Below are 16,226 nucleotides of genomic sequence, written 5' to 3'. Positions count from 1 at the left end.
CTGACTTCTCCCCCCTGTGCAGCAAAATAATTTCCCGCAGTGACTTGTTTTTTCTGCAGCGATAATGATAATCGATATCGTTCGCGCTTTACGTTTTTTTACGACAGATTTACCCTGCTAAACACTTAAGAGGCAAACGATGTTTGTTCCGTTTCTCATTATGCTCCGTGAAGGTCTGGAAGCGGCGCTGATTGTCAGCCTGATCGCCAGCTATCTGAAGCGCACCGGACGCACCCGGTGGTTCCCGGCGATGTGGGGCGGGGTGATAGCGGCCATTGTGCTCTGCGCGGGACTGGGTATCGCCATCAATGCCACTACCGGTGAGTTTCCGCAGAAGCAGCAGGAGCTGTTTGAAGGCGTGGTAGCGCTGATTGCGGTCGTGATGCTGACCACCATGGTGTTCTGGATGCGCAAAGTTGCGCGCAGCATGCGCCTGACGCTGGAGAAGTCAGTGGATCAGGCGCTGGCAAAGCGGGGCGGCAGCGGCCTGCCGCTGGTGATTATGGTGTTTCTCGCCGTAGCGCGCGAAGGGCTGGAGTCGGTGTTCTTTCTGCTGGCGGCCTTTACGCAGGATGTGGGCTATGCCCCACCTGCGGGCGCGCTGCTCGGCCTGCTGACCGCAGCGCTGCTCGGTACGCTGATCTACTACGGCGGCGTCCGGCTTAATCTGGCCCATTTTTTCCGCTGGAGCAGCCTGTTCATTCTGTTTGTAGCCGCCGGGCTTGCGGCCGGCGCAATCCGCGCTTTCCATGAGGCGGGATTGTGGAACCACTTCCAGGCAACGGCGTTTGATATAAGCAGCGTGCTCTCTGTGCACTCTCTGGCCGGTACGCTGCTTGAAGGCCTGCTCGGCTATCAGGAAGCGCCCAGCGTCAGTGAGGTTGCAGCCTGGCTGCTCTATCTGGTGCCGGCGCTGCTGCTGTTTTTTTTCCCGGCGCCTTCTGCTCCGGCTGCCGCACGCAGCCTGCGCTAATCCCGATTGTTTTAACCTGACTCTTTAACACGGATACCATCATGAATACCACGTTACGCGCTACCGCCTCTGTCGTCGCGCTGCTGCTTTCCGGGGCTGCAGCCGCTGCAGAGATCCCGCAGTTCACCGTCACCGTTACGGATAAACAGTGTGAGCCCATGACGATGAACGTGCCGGCGGGTAAAAGCCAGTTCATTATCAAAAACCATAGCCAGAAAGCGCTGGAGTGGGAGATCCTGAAAGGGGTCATGGTGGTCGAGGAGCGGGAAAATATCGCGCCGGGCTTTACGCAGAAGCTGACGGCAAATCTGGAAGCGGGTGAGTATGAGATGACCTGCGGCCTGCTGAGTAATCCGAAAGGCAAACTGACGGTGGCCGGATCGGGGCAGTCATCAACGCCAGAGCAGAAAGAGCTGCTGCAGCTGGCTCAGCCTATCGCCGACTATAAAGCGTACGTCCTGAATGAAGTTAACGCGCTGGTAAGCAGTACCAAAGCGTTTACGGCAGCCATTAATGCAGGCGACGGTGACAAGGCGAGAGCGCTCTATGCGCCGACCCGCGCCCACTATGAGCGTATTGAGCCTGTTGCTGAACTCTTCTCCGATCTGGATGGCAGTATCGACGCACGCGAAGATGATTTTGAGCAGAAAGCGGCGGATCCTAAATTCACCGGTTTCCACCGCCTGGAGAAGCTGCTGTTTGCCGATCGCACAACGACCGGTGCCGCGCCTTTCGCCAGTCAGCTCAATGACGATGTTAAAGCGCTGCAGGCGCGCATCAGCGCGCTGGCATTTGCGCCGGTTAAAGTCGTGGGCGGCGCAGCGGGTCTGATCGAAGAGGTGGCTTCGAGCAAAATCTCCGGAGAGGAGGATCGTTACAGCCGCACTGACCTGTCTGATTTCCGGGCAAACGTCGACGGCGCGCAGAAAATTGTGTCGCTGCTGCGCCCGCTGTTGCAGCAGCGGAATCCGCAGCTTCTGGCAAAAATCGATACTAACTTCAGCAAAGTTGACGCAATACTGGATAAATACCGTACGGCTGAGGGTTACGCATCCTATGAGAAGCTGACCGCGGCCGATCGCAATGCGTTAAAAGCACCGATTACCGTGCTGGCTGAAGATCTCTCGCTGCTGCGCGGCACGCTGGGCCTCGATTAACCATGGCTAAACAGCATGATGCCATGCAGCCGGCACGTCGCCGGTTACTGCAGGGGCTGGGTGTGCTGGGCGGTGCGGCTGCGCTCGGGGGCAGCTGTCCGTTCCACGCTGGCGCAGCAGCAGAGCATTTTTCTCCGGGCACGGTTGCACCTGATGCGCGTCAGCAGGTGCAACCATTTTACGGGGCGCACCAGGCGGGTATCCTGACGCCGCAGCAGGCCGCCATGATGCTGGTGGCCTTTGACGTGCTGGCCGACGGTAAAGCGGAGCTGACGCGTCTGTTGCAACTGCTGACGGAGAGGTTCGCCTTTCTGACGCAGGGCGGACCCGCACCAGCGGTGACAAATGCGCAGCTGCCGCCGGCTGACTCCGGCATTCTCGGTGCCACTATTGCACCAGATAACCTGACGCTGACGCTCTCCGTGGGCAGTTCGCTGTTTGACGAACGCTTTGGGCTGGGCGCGCACAAGCCTGCACAGCTGCAGGCCATGACGCGCTTTCCCAATGATTCGCTTGACGCCAGCCAGTGCCACGGGGATTTACTGATTCAGATCTGCGCCAATAGTCAGGACACCGTGATCCACGCGCTGCGCGATATCATCAAACACGCTCCCGATCTGCTGGCGGTACGCTGGCGGCGCGAAGGCTTTATTCCTGAGCACGCAGCGCGCAGTAACGGGCAGGAAACCCCGATTAATCTGCTGGGTTTTAAAGACGGTACGGCGAATCCGGATGCGCAAAACGGCGCGCTGATGAATAAAATGTTGTGGGTTACGGCCGATCAGCAGGAGCCCGCCTGGACACATGGTGGCAGCTACCAGGCGGTGCGGATTATTCGTTTCCGCGTTGAGCAGTGGGATCGCACGCCGCTGGGTGAGCAGCAGACTATTTTTGGCCGGGAAAAGCTCAGCGGAGCGCCGCTTGGCGGGCATCATGAGCATGATGAGCCGGATTATGCCAGCGATCCGGATGGGGATGTGATAGCGCTGGATGCCCATATCCGGCTCGCTAACCCGCGTACGCCTGAGACGGCGGACAGCCTGATACTGCGGCGCGGCTACAGCTACTCTGCCGGGATCACCGGGGCAGGGCAGCTTGATATGGGGCTGCTGTTTATCTGCTATCAGCACGATCTCACTAAAGGTTTTATCGCAGTGCAGCAGCGGCTTAACGGTGAGGCGCTGGAAGAGTATGTCCGACCCACCGGCGGCGGCTACTTTTTTGCGCTGCCGGGCGTCGCCGATGTCACGCGCTATCTTGGTCAATCGCTGATTGAGGCCTGAACCCTGCTTCCGGCAATGCGTGTTGCGGCAGATTAGCGTTATGCTCTGCAAAAGGATCCGCAAAGGATCCTTTTAACATTTTATATAACGCATTATTTTAATTGAATTTTTTATGGTAAGCGCCTGATGCCATCGCCACAACAAATCTTAATTTGCATCTAAAAGTAAAAATAGTGTTGCAAATTTTCGGCGCTATGTTTCACTTTACTCATAAGCGTTGTCAGTTTTGTGGCATCAGCCACTGGAGTTCGCGCATGAGGCGTTCCATTCCGGAACCAGCAGGTGTAACACAGCAAGCGCAGTTCTCTGCGGGAGAGAGCCTCCTGTCAACGTTTTACTCATCTTTCATCCACTATCTTCATCATCCCGTTTGTTTTTATCCGGTGCGCTGCGGCGTTTCGGCGCTGTTGTACACCCCGTTTTGTGTATCAGTACGGCTAAAAGGAAGCCAACGTAACCTCTAAAGCGTTCAAGTCATCGCCGCGGGTGATCCGTCGCGATTCATGAAACCAACTGTAAGGTGCCACTATGGGAAGACAGAAAGCAGTGATCAAAGCGCGTCGTGAAGCTCGTCGTGTGCTTCGTAGTGACTCCCGGAGTCATCGTCAGCGCGAAGAAGAATCGGTCACTTCGCTGGTGCAGATGGGCGGGTTAGATGCTATTGGCATGGCGCGCGATGTGCGCGACCGGGCACCAATTGCAGCCCGGAATGAAGCTCAGGCGCACTATCTTAACGCCATAGAAACGAAACAGCTGATATTTGCAACCGGTGAAGCTGGCTGCGGTAAAACCTGGATTAGCGCAGCAAAAGCAGCTGAGGCCCTGATCAATAAGGATATCGAAAGGATTATCGTGACGCGCCCGGTACTGCAGGCGGATGAAGATCTCGGTTTCCTGCCCGGAGACATTTCCGAGAAATTCGCCCCCTATTTCCGTCCGGTTTATGACGTTCTGGTTAAACGTCTCGGCGCTTCCTTTATGCAGTACTGCCTGCGGCCTGAAATCGCCAAGGTAGAGATTGCGCCCTTCGCCTATATGCGTGGACGTACTTTTGAGAACGCAGTGGTTATCCTCGACGAGGCACAAAACGTCACCGCTGCACAGATGAAGATGTTTCTGACCCGCCTGGGGGAAAACGTCACGGTTATCGTTAACGGTGATATTACTCAGTGCGATCTGCCCGCCAGCGTCCAGTCCGGTCTTGCCGATGCGCTGGCGCGCTTTGAAGAGGATGAGATGGTGGGCGTGGTGCGCTTTGCGAAAGAGGACTGCGTTCGCTCAGCACTCTGCCAGCGCACGCTGCACGCCTACGGCTGATAGCATCCCATCCCGTTGATAAACCCGGCCCCGGCCGGGTTTTTTTCTGTCCCTAATTTCACCGGCAAAGCATGACGACCTTTCAGAGTGATGAGAGTTGCAGCGGTTCGCTAACGCGGTAAGATTGATCTTTTTTCAGGGAGCACAACCAATGAAAAACGTCGTCCTGAGTATGCTGGCAAAAATATCGCACATCGATGCGGACATGAAACAGCTGACCGCCCGGGTTGAAGCACAGTCGCTGCTGATTAGCGCGCTGGTACTGGCCGTCAGCAGGCAGGGTGGAGTGACGGAGATGATCGATGCGGCTAATAAAGCGATCAATACGGTTATCGACTCCGCTGAAAGCGATGAGGTGCTGAGGTCCGATGCCGCTATTCTGCTAAGCGAATTGCAGAATCTGCTGACTATCTCTCAGGCCGTGGATAAAGCCGATGGTGAAATTAACCATGCAGGACTGAGCGAGCTGACCGGCGTTGCGGCTGCTGAACCCGCTTTACCCGCTAAAAAGTAAGCTGACCAGACACAGCAGATAATCAAGCCTGAACGCGCGTTCAGGCTTTTTTCAGGCATAAATTCATGCCGCGGCTGGCTTATTCGCCGTTAATACGCTGTTTCATTTCACGCTGGTGCTTGTGATAGTCCTCTCCGCACTCTGCAGAGCAAAATGCAGTATCGGCGACAACGCGTTCATCTCTGCACCAGATACAGTTGCCCGTTGCGCTCACCAGACGTGGTTTACGCGCAAACAGGGCGCTCTCCAGATGAGCGGCTTCTCGTTCCTGTGCCAGATCTACATCATCCATAACTTTTTCCTTAATAAAACATATGTTTCTTCAGGCCCCACGGCCCTGACCACGTTGATGACAATCCAGGAGGTGTCTGCAACATGGCGTCTCCTTCAGCAGGTTTGAGCGAAAGAGGTAGCTGATACCCGCATCCGGTTTATGCCTGCTGAATGTTGCTGCCGGGTCAGTTTAGCAGAGGTGGAGCAGAGCTGCGGTCTGAGTTTGCTGATGATGGCGCATTGCGGTCAGGAGTGGGCACCTGAATCCGATAATATGCATTGCACAAATTGGCAGGGGACGCAACCTTACAGGGGCGCCATTTATTGCGCCCTGGCATTATGCGTAAAACGCATAGCATGGCACAAAACAGCTTGAGGTAAACCAAACCAGGCTAATGTTTTCACATTAGATTTTATGAAAATAATGCGGCAGGTACAAAAAAGCCCGCATAACGCGGGCCTGATTGAAAAGAGGGCGGTTATCCGTGACGTCGGAACTGCTGGGACTGACTGAGCATTACCCTGCCAGCAACATGGAGCATAGAGAGTTCTTCTTCTGAGATAGACCATTCACGATAACGGGGATTGTCAGAGATAACGATAATTTCGCGCTTAACTTTTTGCAGGCGCTTAACGAACATATCGCCGTTGAAGTCAAAGACGTAAATTCCATCCCCATCAAACGTACTGACAGCTACGTCTACAAAGATGAGATCACCGGGCTCAATGGTTCCCTCCATGCTGTCACCGCGGACGTTGATCAGCTTAACAGAGGTTTCCGGCCGGTTGCCGAATATCACGCGCGCCTGATCCGGAACATATTCAATAGACCTTATGACTTCAACCACATCTTTAGACGGCGACCCGTCTCCGGCACTTGCAGAAACGTCAAGAACATCAATCCTGTACACATCTTTTCTCCCCTTTTTTATAATGGAACTTACACTGTATGAATCTACAGTATCATTAGCCTCATTAGAAGAGAATAGCTCAGAAACAGGAACTGACAGGGCTGCTGCAATTTTGTGTAGCAGACCATCACTGTATCCCTGTATGCCGCGTTCCAGGCGTGACAGATTGCCCACATCGCTATCTGTACGCAGGGCAAGTTCACTCAGGGTCATCTTATTCGCTTTACGAATCTGTCTGATTTTATCGCCTATTTTCATAGCGGATAGTTAACCTTTTTTATGCGTTACACGCAAAGCGCCTTGCGCATATTTGATTATACTCATAATATGCGTGATACGCATTATTTAAATGCATTGCCACAATGCCATCGCGGAAAGTGCGTGTATAGAAAAAAGTGAAAATTTATGACGCTAATCAGGCCCGGACTGCGGGCCGTGGAGACAAGTATGGCAGATACCGAAGAGGGATTTACACGTCTGGCAAACGCGCTGTATGAGGAGCTGATAGGGGCCAGCCTGACGCGAAATCAGGCCAAAGTCGCACACGCCGTTTGCCGGAAAACCTGCGGCTTTAATAAAAGCATGGACCGTATTGCTGACAGCCAGATAAGCCAGTTAACCGGGCTGCCAAGACAGAAGGTTAACAAGGCAAAAAATGAGCTGATTCAGATGGGTGTGCTTATCCGGGAAGGGACGATGATCGGCCCAAATAAACACCTTTCACAGTGGCAAATACCGGGGTGTCACCGGGAGGGTGTCGCTGTCACCAAATCAGCGACAGCGCTGTCACCAAAACAGAGGCATACAAAAGACACTGTGACAAAAGACAATAATTCTGCGTCAGAGAATTGTGTCGAATCCCCTGACACATCCTCTGCAACGCTTTATGCATCGCGTCCTGAAGCCGCGGTCCGGACTCCCAGGGGGGACAAGTGGGGAACCGAAGAGGATCTCAAAACAGCCAGGTGGATGTTCAGCAGGGTGCAGATTGTCGCTCCGCATGCCCGGCAGCCCGCCTGGCCCGCCTGGTCAAACGACATCAGACTGCTGCGCTCGGCCCTGCAGGTTACGCACCGCGATATCTGTGAGGTATTTCTCTGGGCCAGCCGCGATCGCTTCTGGCAGTCAAACGTGCTCAGCCCTGCGAAGCTGCGGGAAAAGTGGGACACACTGAAAATTCAGATGAACCAGCCAGACCGTAACCGGGCGGCACCAGCGGGGCAGCAGCCTGCCGTCCACTGGAACAGCCAGGAAGCATGGGAGAACTTCATATGAGAAATCTCGTCACGGCAGTTAATCATCGTGACAGCAGCGCGCTGGCGCGCATGGCCGGTGACGTCCCGCAGCCGGCGGATCGACGCCTGCATCAGGCGATCGAAAAAGTGATAGATGAGTTCTTCAGCGGGCTGAAGCAGGTTTTCCCCGCCTCAGTCAGCACGGTCTGGCGGGATCCGGCAGACGAAGCCGCCGCTAAACGTCAGTGGATAGCCGCCTTAGCGGAGAACGGCGTGACCAGCAAACAGCAGCTTTCAGCCGGCATGCGCCAGGCGCGCGCCAGCGGCTCGCCGTTTCTTCCATCACCGGGCCAGTTCATCAGCTGGTGTAAACAGGACGCTTTCGCCGCTGCGGGCCTGCCGGATGAAGAGACGCTCTATAGCAGGGTGATGACCTACTGCGCGCAGCGTGGCGACTATGCCTCTCCGGAGCACTATCCGTGGAAGAGCAACGCCGATTACTGGATGGTTACCAGCCTCTGCAGCCTGATGCGCGCGAACAACCTGAGCGAGTCTGAGCTGCGCATTACGTGCCGCTCTGAGCTGCGCAAAATGTCTGCACGGATCGAGGCCGGTGAAACAATTCCGGAGCCGCGCAGGCAGCTGCTGAAGGCTGCAATGCCCTCCACCCCGGAAAAGGCGAGGGAGGGCGTGGCCCTGCTGCGCGCTACGCTGAAAGCAAAACGCACTACAGCATGATGCAAAGGATTCAGCACGACATCGATATCCCGCTGTGGCGGCAGATGTACCGCCGGGATAAAACAGGCGAACTGATTAAGCAAAGAGAGGCAGTATGAGCTTAGAAGCAACGGTTAAGTATCATTTTCCGAAGGGGCAGAACTTTAGCGGAACAGCACCGCAGACGTCGCCTGATACGCTTACCGGCATCGACTATATCGCCGCCATAGGTATGACGCAGAGCCGCGTTCAGCTCGGTTACAGCGCTTTCATGGGGAAGATGGGCGTCAGTGAAATCGACGCAGCACGGGCCGTCTCCCTGCTAACTGATTTTGCACTGCAGAGCTGCGATAAGGTTGCCGCCTTTCGCAAGCTTGATGCTGGTGTCAGAACGGCAGTTATGCAAACGCTCGCCGCTTATGCCTGGCTCGATTACTGCCGCAGCGCCGCCAGCGTGAAGCCGTGCGAATGCTGTCAGGCCACCGGATTCATCGAGGCAGAGGTGTTGTCAATGAAATCGCCTCTGCACGGCGGCCTCACCAGAAACGTCAAAGAGGCCGTACGCGTGCTCTGCAGGGCGTGCAAAGGCAAGGGCGTCGTATCAACTGCATGCCGCGACTGTAACGGACGCGGACAGGCAGTGCTAAAAGCGGCAACGGAAAAGCAGGGGGTGCCGGTGAAGGGTGAGTGCAGGCGCTGCTGCGGGCGCGGCTACGAGCGCATACCCTCAACCGGGGCGTATAAGGCAATTTCAGAATTCACCGGCGCTATCAGCCTGGACACATGGAAGAAGAGCGGTAAGCCATTTTACGATCGGCTTATTACTAAGCTGGAAGCTGAGGAAACCCGCGCAGATGCCGCGCTGAAAAGCGCCACTGCATAGCACCCTAAAAAATAGTGTATTAAATTATCGCAGGCTATTTACTTTTCCCGAACCCGGGGGTATACTTTTCAACAGTTGAAGTTGCGTGATGATGTTCAGCCCGCAAACTAAATCAGCTTTCATCACTCTGTGATAATAAAAGAGCCCTGCAGATTCACACGCTGCGAGGGCTTTTTTTATGGGCATCTGAAATATATGACGCCGGTTTCAGGGAGGAATAATGAGAATTCTGTGCGCCCTTTTAATCGTGCTGTGCGCGCCATCTTTTGCTGTGATATCGGATGCGCAACGCGCAGCTAACGATCTGTGCGAAATGGAATGGCGTATAACTGACCGATCAATGTCGACCCATCTCAGCACCAGGCAAATAGTGTCAGAAGAAGTTCAGGCGTTTGAAGCGGATGGGCACGCTCTTTCCGACTACGCTATTGAAAAAGATGACTTCATAAGCGTCTCTGTAAAAGGCGCAGAAACCTACAGAAAGATGGCTAAGGGTGTCAGCTATCCCTATGCAGATACAAGAGATTTTTTGCGGGGAAGAATGATGCCGCTGTGTATCAAAAACGTTCTGGAAACGCTTAAAAAATAATCCTGAATAGTTTATTTCCTTTTCTAAAGGCACTGCTTCGGCGGTGCCTTTTTCGTTTCCGCCCCCGCCACTCAATGCGACATCAATGCTATCCGTTGTGGCGGAGGGCCTCTTTTCTTCTGTTGATCAACAGCACCTGTCCGATCGGACGGCGTCTGCGAGCACTCAAACTATGAGCAAACTTGTTACTGGTGTTGCCCTGGGCACGTCCGGGGGCACCATTCTTAACGGTGTACTCACCAGCCTGAGTCCTGATGAGTGGTCTGCCATCGGCGTACTGGCAGGTATTGCCGGCATCATCATTACAGGGCTCATCAACTGGTACTTCAAACGCAAGGTCGCCAACGCTCAGGTAAAAGCACTTGAGAAATATGGTCCGGCCGTAAAAGTGGAGGAGGATTGATATGACTATGTCCGGCAGCGTGCGCAGAAAACTGATCGCCGCCGCAGGTGGCGGCTCCATGCTGATTGCCACCCTGTTTCTTGGCGGAAAGGAGGGAGCGGAAGGGCGTACTTATAAAGCTTATCAGGATGTGGCCGGCGTCCGGACCGTCTGTGACGGGCATACCGGCAGCGATATCATCAGTGGCAGGCAGTATAGCGATAGCGACTGCGATCGGCTGCTGCAAAACAATCTCCGGTCCGTTAAAAAGGTGGTCGATGGCGTAGTAAAGGTTCCCCTGAGTGAATACCAGCGCGCATCGCTATACAGCTTTGCTTATAACATCGGCCCGTCTGCTTTCACCCGCTCCACTCTGCTCAAAAAACTCAACGCTGGCGATCGGGCTCAGGCCTGCGAAGAGCTGCGCCGCTGGGTCTATGCCGGCGGCATAAAATGGCGCGGGCTGATGCATCGTCGCGACATGGAACGCGCTTTGTGCCTGGCGGAGAGTAGTGATGATTTGGCTGATAAATAACGGGCATCTGGTACTCAGGCTCTTCCTTATGGCGACGGTTGTGATATCTGCCGCCGTTGCCAGTCACTATCACTCGCGAATGTTGCAGGCGCAGGAGGAGATCTCCCGGGCAGTCCAGGCCCGGAAAAAGGCGGAGTCAGTAACCAGCAACCTCATTACCGCAGTAATGCTCTTTAACGATATCGCAAAGGCTGCTCATCATGATCGATATCAAAACGACGCTGAAAGCGAGAGGCGCGTTGTCTACATCAGGCAGGCGATTAAAGAGGATGCGTGTTCCGCTCACTCTGTTCCTGCTGATGTGGCTGACAGCCTGCGCAGACACAGAGAAAGAATACGTTCAGCTTCCGGCAATGCCCGTTCCGGCAGAGCTGCTGGCTGACTGCGAAATCCCCCCCGTACCCGATCCTATGACCTGGGGCGACAGCCTCGAACTTAACGAAAGGCTTATGACGTCGGTTGAAAACTGCAACCGGGATAAGCGCGCCATAAGAAAAATTGAATCGCTCCGGTAACTCATCAGGCGATTTTCTCACTATCTGCATTTTGCAGGTTATTTACCTTAACCGAAAAATAAAGCTTCTCCACGAGCAAACAGGCTCAATAAACCCTAAAAGGAAATATCATGATCGAAGTAAATTCATTTGCTGAACTCCGCACCACCAAACCTTCTGCATCAGGTGAAATTGCATTTCTTAAGCGCTATTACGACAGGGACTCAACCTTTAATGGTGGTGGCCGCTTTGTAGGCTTTGTCGACACAAAGGGTAAAGCCCCTGCGGATGACAGTGGCACCGTTGCGGTCTCTTCTGCCGGCGATTATTACTGGCAGCGTATTATTGATGATGTATCCGCTATTAATATTTTCCATTTTGGCGGCAAGCGCTTACGCGGCTCGGTTTCATTTGATGCCGATAACGGCGCAGTTAACCACGATGCCTGTATCAACATGTACCGCTGGGCCAGAGGCTTTGTATCACCGGTTGATGATCCGAACAAAAACCCTATCCGCGATATCGGAATACGTTTTCCTGCCGGTAAGTTTATTATTAATCCTGTCGATTTAACCGGTGAGGGCGAGCTGCCGTTCTTCAATCTCTATGGCGACGACTGCGAATATGGTGTTGCACCCAGAACGATTATTACCTCGGATAAGTCAGCTAACACCGTTTTCAAAATTAAAGCGCGCCGGACGGCTATTCGCGGTATTTTCTGGGATGGTCAGGCGACCGCCGATACCACGGCAAACACCGGCGCGATTACCACTGCAATGGTAAGTAACCAGCAGCCATTTTTTGAAAATATTACCATTGAAGGCCAGTACATCAACGTCACCTGTTTTCGTGTGGAAAACAATGGTAACTCGGTGTTCAGCTTTATCGATACGCTTGATACGCGACTGGATCAGATTTACTCCAGCAATACCTATGGTCGGGTATTTGATATTACCTGGTCCGATTCACCCCAGGGTAACTGGGACCACTCAACGGCCGTGGAGCTAACCAACTCCAATTTCCAGCACGGTTATGGTGATGCCACGCTGTTTATGCCGCGCGTGGGGCAGGGCCTGATCCGTAATGTATGGATTGAACATACGCGCTTCCCTGGCGATCTGAGTAATGGTCAGTGGATCATTGATGCGCTGAGCATCGAATCCTCCATTAACCCGCTGAAGCTTAACTACTCACGTGTTCTGATGCGCCAGCTAAGCCTGCAGTCCGGTTCCAGCATTGATACCGAGCGCACCGGCTTTGCGCTGCTTTCAAACTATGAACAGGGCTGGCGCCGTGATGAGAACTTTGGCACCCAGATGACGGGTTCGATGAAGGCGGGCTGGTACTCGGGATATCGCGTCTCCAATACCAGCACGGAAGATAAGTGGTTCCGCCTTGGCAAGTTCTTTTTCCCTCGTGCTAATCAGCACTGGAACATCGACATGTTGGGCAAAGCGCTGCGTGATACTCAGACACAGCCAGCTACCGCACCACTGCTTACCAACGTCTGCGGTAAAACATTGCTCAATATTTATCGCGGAGAAAGTTCGGTCGGCGGCAATCTGCATTATGAAGGTGATTCCGGTGTCATCGACTGCATTGTTCGCACCACTGATGATAAAGGAAAATATGCTGAAGTCTGGATCAAGCTTAAAGCACAGTGTGGTGATGTAGTCATCAACCTTACTACTGATGGCCCGTCGCGGTTCGATGGCGGTGAATGTTCACTGTTTAATCCTGATTTGTCTGAAGTGACCAATCTGAATACGGATAACCGCGTTAACCTGTCAACGGTGATGAACTATCACAACGGCACCGCCGGCGTGGGTTATGACGGCAAAGTGGTTACGCTGACGTCCGATCCGGCATCGGCACCGGCCGCATCAGCCACGGCGGCGGGTTACATTACCGTCAGGATTAACGGCGTTAACCGCAAGCTCGCCTATTTTTAACCGCCTGAGAGAGTATTGCGGCAGGTAAAAAAGAGCCTGAACGAGAGTTCAGGCTCTTTTCACTCTCTGTTTTGATCCCAGGTCTCGACAGGTGCCCATCGTATCAGCTTGGGCAGCACGGCGGCGTTCTTGTGCGTTTATAGTTATTCTCCTGTCAGTTAGCTTTGATTGAGCGTTGCCGCGCACCAAAGCTTACTGCTTTGTATGTTTGCACTTTTTCAGCGCCTGATGTTAAGGCGCGGCGGGACTCAGTTCTGTGCCCCTGCGTTGCTTCAGCGTGCTGCTGATGAGATTAAATGCATCTGATATGTGATTTTATTTTTTTTCAGACGTAAAAAAACCCGCGTTACACGGGCGTAAATTCGTTCAATAAGGGCAAATCATTTGTCAGCGTTAGCTGACGACAGTAAGGATATGCGTTCAGTGTTACTTCAGGAAACAACCATTCGACAAATTACTCTGCGTGGCACGCATTGCATAAAAAAGCCCGCTTAGCGCCGGCTTTAAGAGGAAGCATAGTAGCTCAATAGAAGAAAAAGCCCGATAAACCGACATCCCGACCCCGCAAGTGTTAATGTGGTTAGCAGTTACAGATGGGGGATTATGGAAAATGACAATGACAGAGTGGAATTGATAGCTAATGCCATTTTGAAAGCAGCACTCGAACTCGCTGACACCGGGGCTGAAACCACAATCGAAGAGTTGCTGGGCAGGCTTGAGGCCTACCGGCGAGCAACCAATGATGTCTTCATGGCAGATGTATACCGCGATGCCATAGTGATCATTAAGAATGGCAAGTTATAAGCATAAAAAGCCCGCTCAGTGGCAGGCTTATGGGTGAGGGAGCATGAAAAACCAGGATGCGATCCGGATATTTTTTACAGTTCAGGCTTCATTTTCCCAAATACTTTCTCAATATCAGCTTCATATTCTTCTTTGTTATCACTCATGGCCGCCACGCCCGGGAGCTTAACGATGTGCTGCCTGAAAGATTTGACGCCGATTTCGGAAAGAAACAAGTGTAAATTATTGATCGCTAAGCTGTATCGATGTAAATGCCTTAGCGTGTGCAATGCCGCATTTCTGCGGCCTTATCTTATCTGAACGCTCTTTCCGGCTACTAACCCGTAGTAAACGCTATCACGACATTCACAAAGCCAGCAGCTAACAGAACAAAGCCCGGAACGAGGTAATTTTTGTCCCGCTTATTGCGCGCCAAATAGAACATTGCGAACGCAATGCAAAACATCGGAATTGATATCTTCGCAAAAACTGACATGCCATCTCCTTAGCTAAAATTTTCTTCCTGCTATCAAACAGTAAACCAGACGCATTTTCGTACCGATCGCCAGGCCCGGCACCTTACATTTTAGTTACCGTTAACCGGCACCACAGCTTATTGGTTATCTCGGCGGTACAGTGCCCACTCCTCGATACGCTCCCCACCCGGAAGGGTGCAGTAACCTGAATCACCATCAGGACCTTTAACTATGTCCGGTTTACCCCCCATTTTTTCACAATAAACTGAGGCAGGGTTAGACATGCCTGTTTGCTGAGGCTTGCCTGTCATTCATCAGATTCATCATGCGCGAGCCATCAGGCCGCAGCAACGTTGCCACTTCTGACTTCGTAGAGGAGCTGGAGCGCGTTAACTGGCACTTTAACGCTCAAGGCAGCCAATGACTGGATCCGGAGCCATACAACCACCTTCCGCGACGCTTCAACGCAGGAGGGCGAGAACATGACGTGGTTCCGGTTCAACCTTAACGGTGGCCTCTGAGGGGTTCCCTTCACCGGCGCAGGACTACACAGAGCCGCGGCTTAACTTTGTCAGGCTATCGATAACCGCGAGGCTATAACCTTCCGTTAACGCGCTGGTTATCTCTCAGAACATCAATAGCGGTCTGCATTGCTATTTTATTATCGCGTAACTTCTGTTTGTTTTGCTGTATCTGGAGGTATTCAAGAAGTGTGCGTGTATTGACTGGCCGTCCGGTTCTGCCGACTTCGATCACAGCATCACCGAGTATGGTTTTTACAGGAGGAAGCTGGGCAGGGTACCAGTCCAGCGTGTCTTCAGATTTCATATCAAATTTCTCAGGGACGGGCAGTATATCACATGACAGGGGATATAGCGCCCGACTATAAAAACAACCATTCCTGTTATGGTTCCTTCTCATCATTATTGTTAGAAACCTGTGAGGCAATCTTAACCAGCGCGACACTACCTGCGCCGGCGAATGTAATCATTAGAATGATAGCGATCCAGCATGGAAAATTCATTTTGTACTGTCGCTTATGGCCTCCTGTATGAAGGTGCCATTAAGCCTGACATTGCCTGAGCAAATAGTAATCACATCAATTAGCCGTACCATGTGTTAGCGCAGGCAGTCACGAAGCATGAAGATATAGGGAAAATGATCACGGAAGGGCTGAGTTGGTCGCTTGCGCCATCTCAAAAGCTGTATGTGAGCTCATGTCTGAAGGTCATGATGTCACTGTCGAACCCGGTCGGAGGTTCTCATACCCCTCTCACTGTGCAATATGCAAAAAAAAAGCCTGAACGTGAGTTCAGGCTCTTCTTCAAATTTGTGGCGGTGAGAGGGGGATTGATTCGCTTCGCTCACCCTGCGGGCAGCGTCGCAGGCTCCGCTGTCCGGTGAACAGAGTTCACCGTCGAACCCGGTCGGAGGTTCTCATACCCCTCTCACTGTGCAATATGCAAAAAAAAAGCCTGAACGTGAGTTCAGGCTCTTCTTCAAATTTGTGGCGGTGAGAGGGGGATTCGAACCCCCGATACGTTGCCGTATACACACTTTCCAGGCGTGCTCCTTCAGCCACTCGGACACCTCACCACATATTTTTTTGCTAACCGCACTGGGTCAACGGGGCGCTACTATAGGGAGTTAGCTGAAAAGGGTCAAGCGCTATTTTCTCCTTTTTTTCTATCTGCTTAAGCTCTGCGCAGATTGTATTAACCCTGTTCGCTTCGCGGCGATTGTCATAGAAAC

18 protein-coding genes, 1 tRNA gene, 1 other RNA gene and 1 pseudogene are annotated in these 16,226 nt (G+C 53.0%); 15 read left to right on the top strand and 6 right to left on the bottom strand.

From position 1 onward, the window contains the following. Positions 1-139 precede the first annotated feature (139 nt). From efeU to iraP, 5 genes are all read left to right on the top strand, one after another. Positions 140-973: an iron uptake transporter permease EfeU gene (gene efeU / locus F3J39_RS06040; protein ID WP_039385029.1), complete on the top strand. Its 834-nt coding sequence runs from the start codon at positions 140-142 to the stop codon at positions 971-973. 41 nt (positions 974-1,014) lie between these two features. Continuing rightward, positions 1,015-2,130 carry an iron uptake system protein EfeO gene (efeO, locus tag F3J39_RS06035; RefSeq protein WP_108569598.1) on the top strand — a complete coding sequence of 372 codons (1,116 nt, stop codon included), beginning with the start codon at positions 1,015-1,017 and terminating at the stop codon, positions 2,128-2,130. A gap of 2 nt (positions 2,131-2,132) precedes the next feature. Continuing rightward, positions 2,133-3,413, top strand: coding sequence for an iron uptake transporter deferrochelatase/peroxidase subunit (gene efeB, locus F3J39_RS06030; protein ID WP_166713939.1), 1,281 nt, complete (start codon positions 2,133-2,135; stop codon positions 3,411-3,413). A gap of 528 nt (positions 3,414-3,941) precedes the next feature. Next, positions 3,942-4,730, top strand: coding sequence for a phosphate starvation-inducible protein PhoH (gene phoH / locus F3J39_RS06025; protein ID WP_039385023.1), 789 nt, complete (start codon positions 3,942-3,944; stop codon positions 4,728-4,730). Positions 4,731-4,881: 151 nt separating this feature from the next. Further along, a complete protein-coding gene (gene iraP, locus F3J39_RS06020) occupies positions 4,882-5,244 on the top strand; it encodes an anti-adapter protein IraP (protein ID WP_071667935.1) in 363 nt (120 codons plus the stop codon). A gap of 79 nt (positions 5,245-5,323) precedes the next feature. Here the strand turns inward: iraP and F3J39_RS06015 are convergent, their stop codons facing one another. Both F3J39_RS06015 and F3J39_RS06010 read right to left on the bottom strand, forming a co-directional pair. Then, positions 5,324-5,536: a hypothetical protein gene (locus F3J39_RS06015; protein WP_039385019.1), complete on the bottom strand. Its 213-nt coding sequence runs from the start codon at positions 5,534-5,536 to the stop codon at positions 5,324-5,326. A gap of 460 nt (positions 5,537-5,996) precedes the next feature. After that, positions 5,997-6,686, bottom strand: coding sequence for a helix-turn-helix transcriptional regulator (locus tag F3J39_RS06010; protein WP_039385017.1), 690 nt, complete (start codon positions 6,684-6,686; stop codon positions 5,997-5,999). Positions 6,687-6,833: 147 nt separating this feature from the next. Here F3J39_RS06010 and F3J39_RS18980 point away from each other — a divergent pair. From F3J39_RS18980 to F3J39_RS05965, 10 genes and pseudogenes are all read left to right on the top strand, one after another. Continuing rightward, a pseudogene (locus F3J39_RS18980) lies at positions 6,834-7,145 on the top strand (replication protein); the annotation flags it as partial. A gap of 264 nt (positions 7,146-7,409) precedes the next feature. Next, complete coding sequence (locus F3J39_RS18975) at positions 7,410-7,703, top strand: hypothetical protein (protein ID WP_223811756.1); 294 nt, start codon at positions 7,410-7,412, stop codon at positions 7,701-7,703. After that, positions 7,700-8,401, top strand: coding sequence for a replication protein P (locus F3J39_RS06000; RefSeq protein ID WP_166713937.1), 702 nt, complete (start codon positions 7,700-7,702; stop codon positions 8,399-8,401). The genes F3J39_RS18975 and F3J39_RS06000 overlap by 4 nt, the downstream gene beginning before the upstream one ends. Positions 8,402-8,495: 94 nt before the next feature. Further along, entirely contained in the window at positions 8,496-9,263 is a 768-nt protein-coding gene (locus tag F3J39_RS05995) for an antitermination protein (RefSeq protein WP_166713936.1), read from the top strand. A 220-nt stretch (positions 9,264-9,483) separates the two neighbouring features. After that, positions 9,484-9,852, top strand: coding sequence for a hypothetical protein (locus F3J39_RS05990; protein ID WP_039385009.1), 369 nt, complete (start codon positions 9,484-9,486; stop codon positions 9,850-9,852). Positions 9,853-10,024: 172 nt separating this feature from the next. Next, positions 10,025-10,255, top strand: coding sequence for a class II holin family protein (locus F3J39_RS05985; RefSeq protein WP_039385006.1), 231 nt, complete (start codon positions 10,025-10,027; stop codon positions 10,253-10,255). Position 10,256: 1 nt separating this feature from the next. Beyond that, on the top strand, positions 10,257-10,769 hold the full coding sequence (locus F3J39_RS05980) for a lysozyme (RefSeq protein WP_166713935.1): 513 nt from the start codon (positions 10,257-10,259) through the stop codon (positions 10,767-10,769). Between the two features lie 200 nt (positions 10,770-10,969). Next, positions 10,970-11,284 (top strand): hypothetical protein, encoded by a 315-nt coding sequence (locus F3J39_RS05975; RefSeq protein WP_071667929.1) that lies wholly within the window; start codon positions 10,970-10,972, stop codon positions 11,282-11,284. Positions 11,285-11,394: 110 nt separating this feature from the next. Continuing rightward, positions 11,395-13,215, top strand: coding sequence for an amylovoran biosynthesis protein AmsF (locus F3J39_RS05970; protein WP_166713934.1), 1,821 nt, complete (start codon positions 11,395-11,397; stop codon positions 13,213-13,215). Positions 13,216-13,818: 603 nt separating this feature from the next. After that, on the top strand, positions 13,819-14,019 hold the full coding sequence (locus F3J39_RS05965) for a hypothetical protein (protein WP_071667927.1): 201 nt from the start codon (positions 13,819-13,821) through the stop codon (positions 14,017-14,019). Between the two features lie 592 nt (positions 14,020-14,611). Here the strand turns inward: F3J39_RS05965 and F3J39_RS05960 are convergent. From F3J39_RS05960 to F3J39_RS05945, 4 genes are all read right to left on the bottom strand, one after another. Next, on the bottom strand, positions 14,612-14,758 hold the full coding sequence (locus F3J39_RS05960) for a DUF333 domain-containing protein (protein WP_282097876.1): 147 nt from the start codon (positions 14,756-14,758) through the stop codon (positions 14,612-14,614). Positions 14,759-15,068: 310 nt separating this feature from the next. Further along, positions 15,069-15,302: a hypothetical protein gene (locus F3J39_RS05955; protein WP_039384996.1), complete on the bottom strand. Its 234-nt coding sequence runs from the start codon at positions 15,300-15,302 to the stop codon at positions 15,069-15,071. 505 nt (positions 15,303-15,807) lie between these two features. After that, a non-coding RNA gene (locus tag F3J39_RS05950) (RtT sRNA) lies at positions 15,808-15,936 on the bottom strand. A 46-nt stretch (positions 15,937-15,982) separates the two neighbouring features. Further along, positions 15,983-16,070: transfer RNA gene (locus tag F3J39_RS05945), tRNA-Ser, on the bottom strand. Between the last annotated feature and the right edge of the window lie 156 nt (positions 16,071-16,226).

The sequence above is a fragment of the Pantoea sp. Acro-807 genome, assembly GCF_011752675.1.
Classification (GTDB): Bacteria; Pseudomonadota; Gammaproteobacteria; order Enterobacterales; family Enterobacteriaceae; genus Pantoea; species Pantoea eucrina.
Note: the sequence above shows the minus strand (reverse complement) of the source record. Positions and strands in the feature narration are given on the sequence as shown.

Excerpts from the sequence above, each read along its gene's own strand:
- efeO (WP_108569598.1), top strand. The coding sequence starts at position 1,015 with ATGAATACCACGTTACGCGCTACCGCCTCTGTCGTCGCGCTGCTGCTT.
- F3J39_RS06015 (WP_039385019.1), bottom strand. The coding sequence starts at position 5,536 with ATGGATGATGTAGATCTGGCACAGGAACGAGAAGCCGCTCATCTGGAG.
- efeB (WP_166713939.1), top strand. The coding sequence starts at position 2,133 with ATGGCTAAACAGCATGATGCCATGCAGCCGGCACGTCGCCGGTTACTG.
- F3J39_RS05995 (WP_166713936.1), top strand. The coding sequence starts at position 8,496 with ATGAGCTTAGAAGCAACGGTTAAGTATCATTTTCCGAAGGGGCAGAAC.
- F3J39_RS06010 (WP_039385017.1), bottom strand. The coding sequence starts at position 6,686 with ATGAAAATAGGCGATAAAATCAGACAGATTCGTAAAGCGAATAAGATG.
- F3J39_RS05965 (WP_071667927.1), top strand. The coding sequence starts at position 13,819 with ATGGAAAATGACAATGACAGAGTGGAATTGATAGCTAATGCCATTTTG.
- F3J39_RS05985 (WP_039385006.1), top strand. The coding sequence starts at position 10,025 with ATGAGCAAACTTGTTACTGGTGTTGCCCTGGGCACGTCCGGGGGCACC.
- phoH (WP_039385023.1), top strand. The coding sequence starts at position 3,942 with ATGGGAAGACAGAAAGCAGTGATCAAAGCGCGTCGTGAAGCTCGTCGT.
- efeU (WP_039385029.1), top strand. The coding sequence starts at position 140 with ATGTTTGTTCCGTTTCTCATTATGCTCCGTGAAGGTCTGGAAGCGGCG.
- F3J39_RS05975 (WP_071667929.1), top strand. The coding sequence starts at position 10,970 with ATGATCGATATCAAAACGACGCTGAAAGCGAGAGGCGCGTTGTCTACA.
- F3J39_RS05970 (WP_166713934.1), top strand. The coding sequence starts at position 11,395 with ATGATCGAAGTAAATTCATTTGCTGAACTCCGCACCACCAAACCTTCT.
- F3J39_RS05960 (WP_282097876.1), bottom strand. The coding sequence starts at position 14,758 with ATGTCTAACCCTGCCTCAGTTTATTGTGAAAAAATGGGGGGTAAACCG.
- F3J39_RS06000 (WP_166713937.1), top strand. The coding sequence starts at position 7,700 with ATGAGAAATCTCGTCACGGCAGTTAATCATCGTGACAGCAGCGCGCTG.
- F3J39_RS05990 (WP_039385009.1), top strand. The coding sequence starts at position 9,484 with ATGAGAATTCTGTGCGCCCTTTTAATCGTGCTGTGCGCGCCATCTTTT.
- F3J39_RS05955 (WP_039384996.1), bottom strand. The coding sequence starts at position 15,302 with ATGAAATCTGAAGACACGCTGGACTGGTACCCTGCCCAGCTTCCTCCT.
- iraP (WP_071667935.1), top strand. The coding sequence starts at position 4,882 with ATGAAAAACGTCGTCCTGAGTATGCTGGCAAAAATATCGCACATCGAT.
- F3J39_RS05980 (WP_166713935.1), top strand. The coding sequence starts at position 10,257 with ATGACTATGTCCGGCAGCGTGCGCAGAAAACTGATCGCCGCCGCAGGT.